Source organism: Levilactobacillus angrenensis (assembly GCF_003946085.1).
GTDB classification, from domain to species: domain Bacteria; phylum Bacillota; class Bacilli; order Lactobacillales; family Lactobacillaceae; genus Levilactobacillus; species Levilactobacillus angrenensis.
Genome location: NZ_RHOB01000027.1, coordinates 18,203 through 30,228 on the forward strand (window position 1 = coordinate 18,203; position 12,026 = coordinate 30,228).

At 50.2% G+C, this 12,026-nt stretch carries 2 protein-coding genes; one reads left to right on the top strand and one right to left on the bottom strand.

Annotated features, from left to right (window positions below; translation table 11 throughout):
- Positions 1-333: 333 nt before the first annotated feature.
- Positions 334-10,824, bottom strand: a complete 10,491-nt coding sequence (locus tag EKM83_RS11890; protein ID WP_382337197.1) for a beta strand repeat-containing protein — start codon at positions 10,822-10,824, stop codon at positions 334-336.
- Positions 10,825-11,817: 993 nt separating this feature from the next.
- Here EKM83_RS11890 and EKM83_RS13490 point away from each other — a divergent pair.
- Positions 11,818-12,026, top strand: a 209-nt coding sequence (locus EKM83_RS13490) for a transposase family protein (RefSeq protein ID WP_225418644.1), incomplete at its 3' end; no start/stop codon positions are given.

The window sequence follows — 12,026 nt, forward strand, 5'->3', positions numbered from 1 at the left end:
TTTTACCATGCACACTATTTTTTTCATTTGATTTCCATAATAAATTGATAACGAATTGCCAATAAGCAATTCATGATTTCTTCGCTTTCACAATCGCCATGATATTAGGATTTGATTGCTTATCTTAAAATCAATTTGACTTAGATTGATTGCCTATTTTACTAACAAACTGCTCATGTAAGTTTATCATACCACATTTAAATTGATTAACCTTCAAAGCAGCTTAACTAGACACTTTTTACAAAGTGTGTGGTCATTACTAAACTATATAAAAAGGGCACATTAGTTTTTCAACTAATGCGCCCCTCTTAATTTAACTAGTGTCGCTAGGCGTTAATCATTGTCGTTCTTCCGCCGTTTGTCGAAGAACCACCATGATCCTCCACCGACAGCTGCGATTGCCGCCAGGATTGCGCCCCAAAGCGTCGTGTGATTATCTGCTTGTGCCTTGTCTGTTGCCGTTTCGCCTTCACCACTATTAGTCGTGTCAGCTGCACCACCAGTAGTCGTGTTCGCCTTATCCTTCGTGGCACGATCATCAGCTGATTTTTCATCAGTAGTTTGATCACTTGCCTCAGTTGCCGTATCACTCGCAACTGCTGGAGACGTAGCTGTCAAATCAACAACCGGTGTTGCTGGCGTTGCAGTGTTTGTAGCGTCGCCAAGTGGTGAAACTGTTGCTGCGGCTGAGCCAGTCGTAGCCGGTGTACCCGTAGCACCAGCGGTACCTGTGCTGGTTGCTGCGCCTTGGTCCGTGGTCGTACCTGCGTCGTTGCCGCCAGTCGTACCAGATCCACCTGCATTACTGCCAGAACCGTTGCCAGTGTTGGAACTACCATTGCCACTACCAGTACCGTTATCACTACCAGATCCTTCATCGCCATCGGAGCCTTCGGATTCAGAATCTGAATCACCTTCTGAACCAGTGTTGCTGTCAGAATCGGAATCGCTATCAGCGTCAGAGTCTGAATCCGTATCAGAATCGGAATCGGTATCAGAGTCACTATCGGAATCCGTGTCTGAATCACTGTCAGTGTCGGAATCAGTATCGGAATCGGAATCTGTGTCAGAATCCGTATCGCTGTCGGAATCTGAGTCGGAGTCACTGTCTGAATCTGAGTCTGTGTCTGAGTCGCTATCACTGTCTGAATCGCTGTCTGAATCCGTATCACTATCACTGTCGGAATCGGAATCAGTGTCGCTATCAGAATCGGTGTCTGAATCGGAATCCGTATCACTGTCGGAATCGGTGTCTGTATCTGAGTCACTGTCGGAGTCTGCGTCTGAATCACTATCGGCGTCTGAATCAGAATCTGAGTCGCTGTCAGAATCAGAATCGCTATCCGTATCTGAATCACTGTCGCTATCGGTATCCGTATCAGAGTCGGTATCGCTGTCTGCATCCGAGTCAGTGTCACTGTCGGAATCGCTATCAGTGTCTGAATCGCTGTCGGAGTCTGAATCACTATCGGAATCGGTGTCGCTATCAGAATCAGTGTCACTATCTGAGTCGCTGTCCGCATCTGAATCTGAGTCCGTGTCTGAGTCGGAATCCGAGTCGCTGTCTGTATCTGAATCGGAATCAGTGTCTGTATCAGAGTCTGAATCGCTATCGGCGTCGGAGTCAGAATCGGAATCGGTGTCGCTATCAGAATCCGTATCAGAGTCGCTATCCGCGTCTGAATCACTGTCGCTATCTGCATCTGAGTCAGAATCGGAATCGCTGTCTGAATCGGAGTCACTGTCTGTATCGCTATCCGTGTCAGAGTCGCTATCTGAGTCCGCGTCAGAATCAGAGTCAGTGTCACTGTCGGAATCTGAATCAGAGTCTGTGTCACTATCAGCATCCGAATCGCTGTCAGTATCAGAGTCAGAGTCGCTATCCGCGTCAGAATCCGAATCACTATCGGTATCGGAGTCACTATCGGCATCCGCATCAGAGTCGGAATCGCTATCTGCATCCGAGTCAGTGTCACTGTCGGAATCACTATCGGAATCGGTGTCGCTATCAGAATCAGTGTCACTATCTGAGTCGCTGTCCGAATCTGAATCTGAGTCCGTGTCGGAATCGCTATCCGCGTCAGAATCGGAATCCGTATCAGAGTCGCTATCGCTGTCAGAATCGGAATCCGTATCAGAGTCGCTATCGCTGTCAGAATCGGTGTCACTATCCGAATCGCTATCTGCATCGGAGTCAGTGTCGCTGTCGGAATCCGCATCACTATCGGAATCTGAGTCACTGTCTGCGTCGGAGTCCGCATCGGAATCACTGTCAGTGTCTGAATCACTATCGGAGTCAGAGTCCGTATCACTATCAGCATCCGTGTCACTGTCACTATCAGAATCAGAGTCTGAATCCGAGTCAGTATCGCTGTCCGAATCAGTGTCAGAGTCGCTATCGGCGTCAGAATCCGTATCACTATCTGCATCTGAATCTGAATCTGAGTCAGTGTCGGAGTCGGAATCCGAGTCACTGTCTGTATCTGAATCAGTGTCGGAGTCGCTATCGGTATCCGCGTCAGAGTCGGAATCTGTATCAGAATCTGTATCGCTGTCACTGTCGCTATCCGAGTCAGAATCCGTATCACTGTCCGAATCGGAATCACTGTCGGAATCTGAGTCGGAATCAGAGTCGCTGTCAGTGTCGGAATCTGAATCCGTATCAGAGTCACTATCGGAGTCAGCGTCGGAATCCGTATCGCTATCGGAATCACCATCCGTGTCAGAGTCGGAATCGCTGTCAGTGTCTGAGTCTGAATCGGAATCAGCGTCAGAGTCAGAGTCGCTGTCTGTATCTGAATCGGAGTCACTGTCTGTATCGCTATCCGTATCAGAGTCGCTATCGGAGTCCGCGTCAGAATCAGAGTCAGCATCACTGTCGGAATCGCTATCCGAGTCGGTGTCACTATCAGCATCCGAATCGCTGTCGGAATCTGAGTCTGTGTCTGAGTCGGAATCGCTATCGGAGTCGGAATCGGTGTCGCTATCTGCATCTGAATCAGTGTCGCTGTCAGAGTCTGTATCAGAGTCCGAATCGCTGTCAGTATCAGAGTCACTGTCAGAATCCGTGTCAGAGTCAGAGTCGCTATCCGCATCAGAATCAGCATCACTATCAGAATCGGTATCAGAGTCACTATCGGCATCCGCATCAGAGTCCGAATCGCTGTCTGCATCCGAGTCAGTGTCACTGTCGGAATCACTATCGGAATCGGTATCGCTGTCAGAATCAGTGTCACTATCTGAGTCGCTGTCCGAATCTGAATCGGAGTCTGTATCGGAGTCAGTATCACTGTCGCTATCCGAATCGGAGTCTGTGTCTGAATCTGCATCTGAGTCCGTGTCAGAATCAGAGTCTGAATCGCTATCCGCGTCAGAGTCGGAATCCGTATCAGAGTCACTATCGGAGTCTGAATCAGAGTCTGTGTCACTATCAGCATCCGAATCGCTGTCGGAATCGGTGTCTGTGTCTGAGTCGCTATCGGAGTCTGAATCGGAATCGGTGTCTGAGTCAGAATCACTGTCGCTATCTGAATCGGAGTCAGTGTCACTGTCGGAATCCGCATCACTATCGGAATCTGAGTCACTGTCTGCGTCGGAGTCCGCATCGGAATCACTGTCAGTGTCTGAATCACTATCGGAGTCAGAGTCCGTATCACTATCCGAATCCGTGTCACTGTCTGCATCTGAATCGGAATCGGAGTCAGTGTCGGAATCGCTATCCGAGTCGGTGTCGCTATCGGAATCCGAATCACTGTCAGAATCGGTGTCGCTGTCTGTATCTGAATCGGTGTCGGAATCGGTGTCGGAATCAGTGTCGGAATCGCTATCCGAGTCGGTGTCGCTATCGGAATCCGAATCACTGTCAGAATCGGTGTCGCTGTCTGTATCTGAATCGGTGTCGGAATCGGTGTCGGAATCAGTGTCGGAGTCGCTATCGGTATCCGCGTCAGAGTCTGAATCTGTATCAGAATCTGTATCAGAATCTGTATCGCTGTCACTGTCGCTATCCGAGTCTGAATCCGTATCACTGTCCGAATCGGAATCACTGTCCGAATCCGAGTCTGAATCAGAGTCGCTGTCAGTGTCGGAATCTGAATCCGTATCAGAGTCACTATCGGAGTCAGCGTCGGAATCCGTATCGCTATCTGAATCGGTGTCGCTATCGGAATCACTGTCCGAATCAGAATCAGCGTCAGTATCACTGTCGGAGTCTGAATCGGAGTCCGCATCGGAATCGGTGTCGCTATCCGTGTCTGAATCACTGTCACTATCTGCATCTGAGTCAGTGTCTGAATCGGAATCACTGTCACTATCTGAGTCGCTGTCCGAATCGCTATCGGAATCTGAATCACTGTCACTATCTGAGTCGCTGTCCGAATCGCTATCGGAATCTGAATCACTGTCCGTGTCGGAATCTGAATCCGTATCAGAATCACTATCCGTGTCTGAGTCGGAATCGCTATCGGCGTCTGAATCTGAGTCAGAGTCGCTGTCTGTATCGGAATCCGAATCGCTATCTGTGTCTGAGTCAGAGTCCGTATCGGAATCACTGTCGCTATCTGCATCAGAGTCTGAATCGCTGTCAGTGTCTGAGTCTGAATCGGAATCAGCGTCAGAGTCGCTGTCAGAATCCGTATCAGAATCACTGTCAGTGTCTGAATCAGAGTCACTATCTGCATCTGAGTCAGTGTCGCTATCTGAATCGGAGTCCGTGTCACTGTCCGAATCCGTATCCGAGTCAGTATCGCTGTCTGTATCGGAATCAGCGTCGGAGTCGGTGTCGGTGTCGCTATCGCTATCGGAATCCGCATCAGAGTCTGAATCGCTGTCTGCATCCGAATCGCTATCCGTGTCTGAATCGGAATCTGCATCACTATCGGTGTCACTGTCTGCGTCAGAATCCGAGTCGGAGTCCGAATCCGCATCTGAATCGGAATCTGTGTCACTGTCTGAATCACTATCGCTGTCAGAATCTGAGTCAGAGTCCGTATCAGAATCGGTGTCGCTGTCAGAATCGCTATCGGCGTCACTATCGGAATCTGTGTCACTGTCTGCGTCGGAGTCCGCATCGCTATCGGAATCCGAGTCAGAGTCAGTGTCACTATCGGAATCACTATCCGTGTCAGAGTCCGTATCAGAGTCGGAATCGCTATCTGTATCGGAATCACTATCGGAGTCTGAATCCGAGTCAGTATCGCTGTCAGAATCTGAATCACTATCTGTGTCAGAGTCAGCATCAGAATCACTGTCTGTATCTGAATCTGAATCGGAGTCAGTGTCGGAATCGCTATCAGAGTCGGTATCACTGTCGGTGTCAGAATCCGTATCAGAGTCACTGTCGGCATCCGAGTCGGTGTCACTGTCGGCATCTGAATCGGAATCACTGTCCGAATCTGAGTCAGAGTCGGAATCCGAATCACTATCAGAGTCCGCATCACTGTCTGTGTCGGAGTCAGTGTCCGAATCAGAGTCACTATCTGAATCGGAGTCTGTGTCAGAATCACTGTCGCTATCTGAATCGGAGTCCGTGTCACTGTCAGCATCCGCATCAGAATCACTGTCCGAATCTGAGTCAGAGTCGGAATCCGAATCACTATCAGAATCAGTGTCACTGTCAGCATCCGTATCAGAGTCACTGTCGGCGTCAGAATCGGTGTCACTGTCCGAATCACTATCTGAATCCGTGTCTGAATCGGAGTCAGTATCCGAATCACTGTCGGAATCCGCATCCGAGTCGGTATCGCTGTCCGAATCGCTATCGGAATCTGAATCACTGTCCGTGTCGGAATCACTATCTGTATCGGAATCGCTGTCGGAGTCCGTATCAGAGTCACTGTCTGTGTCGGAGTCGGAATCTGAATCCGTATCGGAGTCGGTATCGCTATCTGCATCGGAATCTGAATCGGAGTCGCTGTCTGAATCACTATCCGTGTCTGAATCAGAGTCACTATCTGTGTCGCTGTCGGCATCCGAATCCGTATCGGAATCTGAATCACTATCTGTGTCGCTATCCGAGTCAGTGTCACTGTCGGAGTCCGCGTCAGAGTCGGAATCGCTATCTGAATCCGAATCGCTATCCGCGTCAGAATCCCCTTCTGAATCACTATCGGAATCATCCACTTCGGCCGCAATTGCTAAATTAGCGTATGACTGTGCATCTGCTGCTGCACTTGAAGCGTGATCTTTAGATTCCTTAGCTGCGGAAGCTGCTGACTGCGCTTCTTTAGCATACGATTGTGCTGCTGAATTGTCTGCCGCTGCTTCTGCTGAGGAAGCTGCAGAGTAAGCGGATGATGCGGCATCAGCTGCTGCTTGAGCGGCCGATGCTGCTGAAGTGGCCGTAGAAGCGGCTGTAGCTGCATTGGCTGCATGTGAGCTTGCCGTTGAGCCTTTGACCGCATACTGTGAAGCCACATCCCCATAAGAGTTGGCAACGCTTGCGTATTTGGCCGCTTCAGTTGCTGCATCTGTGGCCAGACTTGCTGAGGAAGAAGCGCCGGCCGTGGAAGTCGCGTTAACTGTCAAGTAGGCTTGCCCTAAGGACATTGACCCATTCTTCGTGGTTACCACCAGCGTGTAGTAGCCTTGGTTGCTCGTCGTGACACCCTCAAGATTTAACGTTTCGCCCGTTTGTCCTGAAATGGCTTGGCCTTTACTCCCGGCGGTTGCGGAGTAGTACCACTGGTAAGTGGCCTGACTCGTGTCGGTCGTGTTCATTTCTGGCGTCCAGGTCAATGTATCACCCGTGTTCGCCGTTTGATCAGCCAAACCGTTACCAACCGTTACTTCTTTACTAGCAGAATAGCTGGTCCCATCCGCATTCGTAATCGTTGCGGTAATCGTAATCTTACCAGCAGAAGTCTCAGACGTTGGCGTGACCGTTCCATCAGAACTGACCGTTGCAATCGACTCATCACTACTGGTCCAAGTAATGTCTCCAGTTGCGTTTCCAGGATTGGTTGTCGCCGTGAAGACCCCTTCAGTCTGCGTATCAGAGCCGTTGAGAATGTAGTCATCCCCGTCAATTGAAATACCCGACGCAGCGATTTCACTGTCGTAGACGTCGACTTGGGCGACGTTACTATGGAAATCACCCGTAATACTACTAGTTCCCAAGAATGACGCATCCGCTTGGAACAGTAACGAGCCGGTAAAGTCATCGGCTGTCGTTACCGTCAACGTACTGGAAGCCATTGCCAGCATGGAATACCATGGCGTGTTGTCTTTCGTGGAATACGTTCCCACGGTAGTCCCGTTAGCGTCGGTGATGGTGCCAGAAGTCCCTTTGAGCCGCGTCCACTTTCCGTTGATTTGGACGTACCAAGTCGTCGAATGCGAAATGTTCAGGGCACCTAACCCCGTCTTAGCCGTGGACGTCAAGGTGATCGTCTTACCAGAGGTGGTGGAAGTAACTGCCGTTGGCTGTTGCGTGAAACCACCAGAGATGACCATCCCTAAAAGAACCAGTGCGTCACCGGTTGGCTTGCCATTAGGCTTGCCCAAGTTGTTCGAGTACAATACCGCATAGCTGGCGGCTTCACTGGCAGCAGCAGCGGAAACGGTGGCCGTTGAAGCCAGTTCCGCGGCTGTCGACAATTCTGCATCAGCAGCGGTCGAGTATTCACTAGCCATCGCGAAACTACCAGCAGCAACCGCTGAAGACGCCATCGCCATGTAGTTGTTGGCATCATTAGTCGCAGCATCCGCGGTAGCCGTCGCATATTGGGCTGCCTGTGCGTATTGGGCGGCTGCGGCCGTGTATGACGCCCCTAGGCTGGTGTTTTGTGTCATCGCAGCGGCTAAGGAAGCGGCTGTGGACCCGGCGCTTTGCGCGATTGCGGTGGCTGCGGAATCAACTGCGGCAGTGGCTGCCGCCGCAGAACTCGTAGCCGAAGATTGTCCATCAATGATGATCTTAGTTGCTTGACTCGCTGAGCTGGCAGCGGAACTGGCCGCTTCTTTGGCCCATTGCAGGTAAGTGCCCGCGTCAGCTGCGGCGTTCGATGCAGCGTTCAAATCACCTGCCGCCGCGTAGGAAGCAGCTAATTTAGAACTTGCCGCTGCTTGACTAGCATTCGATGCCGCATTGGAGTTAGCCGTGATCGCCGCATTATTGGCAGCGCTTGCATCCGCTTGATACAAAGGTGCTGAAGCAAAGGCGTTGGCCGCATCGGCTGCATTAGAGTTGGCAATATTGGCCTGATCCATGGCTAAGCTAGCCGCCGTTGAAGCTGCAGCTGCGTAACTAGACGCCAGGTAAGCCGCAGCGGAGGACTGCGTTTGCGCGGCATTATAAGTCAAGGCCACGTAGGAAGCTGCCAAACTAGCTGCGGAAGACGTCTTCTCACCAAATGCCGTGGCATCACTTTGAGCAGTGATTGCGGCTGCGGCTGCAGAAGATGCACTGGAGTAGTCTCGCCCTGCTTCGTAACTAGCTGCTAAACTGCTAGCCTGACTGGCAGCGGTTGCCGCTGAAGAAGCCAAGGCCGCGTAAGATGCCGTGTTAGCCGTGTGCGCTGCCGCACTGGAAGCGTAGGACTGAATCGTTACACTCGCGCCGATTTCAGTTGTCGTCGTCAATTGCGTGTAAGCCGAGTTGGCAGATGAGGCTAGTGAATTAGCCATCGAAGCTGCCGTTTGCGCGGCAGTCGCTGCACTCGTGGCTTGATCCGTGTAGTTACCATTGTCATCTGAAACCACAATGGTGATGACGTTGGAAGCTGCTGAGAACGTTGCCGTATTTACCGTTGATAGCAAGTAAGTTGCCGTCTTAGTCCCACTAACCACTAATTGATAGTAGTAGGTCCCAGCAGCCGTATAAGTTGGCGCATAAGTGCCCGTGGTCCCCTTTTCAGTACTGGTTGAAGCAATTTCCCAGTTCGCCCCATCCGTTGAAACATACCAAGTGAACGTTGCGTTACCTTTCAGACTATAATTCCGTGAGCCACCTAACAAAGCACCGTTATAGTAGCTCCCTAATGCCATCGTATTGCTCAGCGAAACGCTCTCGCCAACTTTAACTGCAGTGCTGGTCGAGGTAATCGTATTGACCGTGGCACCATCAGCGTTCTGATCCTCGTCTATCGTGCTTTGCGTGCCACTCGTTTCAGTATCGTAAGCCGCAGCCAAAGAGGCAGCACTCGAAGCTCCCGCCAAGGAAATGGCTGCTTCAGATGCAGCTGAACTGGCTACCCGCGCTAACGATGCGGCATCGGCAGCACTCGTCGCCATAGCCGCAGTAGACGCTGCGGAGCTCGCCAGGTTAGCAGAAGACGTCGCTAGTGTTGCGTATGATGCCGCACTCTTGGCGTAGTCCGCTGACTGGTTTCCGGCGTAGTCTCCTGCAACTTCGGCTAACGAATTAGCCGAGCTGGCATAGCCGGCAGCTAATACCGCGCTAGAAGAAGCCTTGGTTGCTGAATCACCGACAGCCAAAGACGTTGCCGTGTTGGCCGCAGATTGGGCGGTCGCATTGGCTTCGCTAGCAGTACTGTAGGCCGATAATCCTTCAGTTGCCAAACTATTTGCAGCCACCAACGCATCGCTAGCCGCTTCATAGTCGCCACTTAAAGCGGCACTCGAAGCCAAAACGTATTGGGCTTGCGCGTCACTGGCTAATGAGGTTGCGAGAGAAGAAGCATTGGCCGCCACGGCAGCCGCACTGTTGGCTGTTGAGTAGGCTTCAACCGCTGCCGCGTTACTGGTATCGTACTGCGTGGCATTGTATGCGCTACTTGCGGCCGTGGCTGCGGCTACCGCTGCTTCACTTGCCGCCGCAGCTGCCGAGAAGGTCGGCGTATTGGCGCTGCTGACCAAATCTTTCAAGCCGGTTGCTGCAGCTGATTTGGCGACTACTGCCGCACTAGAGGCTAAGTCAGCGTATGATACCGCTTCGATAGCCGCAGAACTAGCCGCCGACAAAGCCGTCGTGTAGCGGTCAATCATGGTGTCGGAATCCCCCATGTCGTCGGCAACGGCTTGCTTGTAGGCTGACGCTAAACTGTTGTAGTACTGGGTAATATCAGCAGCCGTCGCCGTCTTGACAGCGTAACTGCTGGTCGCATTGTAGGCGTTGGCAGTTTCGGCCGTTGGCACTAAGGCTGCATAGCTACTAGCAGCTTGCGCGTTGGCTTGAGCGGCTGCGGCAGCACTCGATGCACTGCTAGCCGCTGAACTGTCTGCCCCACTCGTTGCACTGGAACTAGCGGCCACCGTAACGGTATCGCTTTCAGCTACCGGCGTCACAACACTCTTCTTGGTCGTGGCCACCTTCGTTACGGCCTTGGTCACATTCGTATGCAGCGTCACGTCCGTGCTAACCGTTGCGGCAGCACTGGCAGCAACACTGGCCGCGTCTACAGTAGAAGAAGCCACTGTGGCGCTGGCACTAGTCATCGCGCTAGTTGCACTAGCACTTGATGTATTTGACGATGAGCTGGCTGAACTGCTAGCAGACGCAACTGATTCACTTTCCGCTACCGCAGAAGGCGCCGCGCTGCTCGGGGTGTCACTAGTTGCACTAGAACTAGCTGCACTGGAACTGGTTCCAGTCGTTTCTTGACCAGTGGCCGAGCTGGCTGCACTCGATGCCGCTGAACTACTGTTTTTTTGTTGTCCCGCACTACTACTGGATGCACTCGCCGCAGAAGAAGCGACCGCCGTTGTCTTCGTTTGATCTGCTTGGCTGGTTGTGTCCGCACTGGCAGATAGCGTTCCCGCACCTAACAGCGAAAAAGATGCTAGTGTAGCGAAAACCCAGGTCTTCCCTACCTTGTACATCTTGTACCGTAATTTGGGATCGCCGTTAAAAGCTTTATTCCGCATGAATTTCACTTTAAACGTCCTCCTTTTAAATTAAACACGTGATAGTTGAGTGACAATCACTACTCCCATTAAATATGCAAATATTTTGAAGATGCATGTTGAGTGGTCTATACACATTACCCTAATAAAGGGTATCCCCTATAAACCACTATCTTAACAATCGTTATTTTAACACAATTTTACTCTACATACTGTTTTAAGCATAAATTTATCGGTGGTATATACAAATTTTTTAATTATTTATCTTTAATGTTAAAACAATCACATTCAGATTTCATCTCACTGTTAGCCTGATAAACGGCTAGTTGTTGTATTCCAAGTCAGCTTATTAACTGCACTCGTCAGTTTATAAATGCTTATATATAGGCATTTAAGACGTCTGTAACTCATAGGTAAAAATTATCAAATGATTAGTGCCGGGGCAATACCATTAACGATAGGTCAATTTCATAGTTTTAGAGTCTAACGAAAAATATTAATTTATCATTAGAAAAGTTGTCCAGGTGACTAAATTTGTGAGTTACACACTTGGCCATATTTACAGTCTTAAAACAAGGATTTTGACTCGATTTTTGTCACAAATTACGTCAAACGTTTTATTTGAGTTACACTTTGCTGAAAGCGTAACAGTTGATTATTTCGCTTTTTAAACTAATTTTACGATTAGTTGTTGATTGTTTGCAGTGCCTGAGACCCCCGCTATTGACCAACGACGTGAGCTTTCATTAAATTTTATTTCGATGTAACCCGTTACTAAGCTGTTACTCGGCCTTGTATAAGCCAGCTAGATACGAATCTACTCGTTCAAAAAAGCCCGGCCGACCGCGAAGTCAACCAGGCTCATTCTCGATTATTTACTTAATTATCTCGGTTCTATGATATTTGGTGTTGATAGAGAAATCTGTCGACATCATTTTTTGTATAATAAAAGGGCACATTGCCCCACCACAACAACATAGTCGACGAAAACCAATTGAAAGTGAGAATGACAACATGTCCCAAGACCAGTCTACAAGAGATTTACTACAAATTAAAGACCAAAACATTATTAACTTCAAAGTTCAAGATACTTCACGTGATGCCTTACGGATTTATGCGGACTTAACTTATTCCGTCAGTGTTTGCCCACGTTGTGGCAAACACGAAATCGTTAAGAATGGAGCCAAGACAGTTAGAGTTAGAATACCCAATATCAGCGAGCG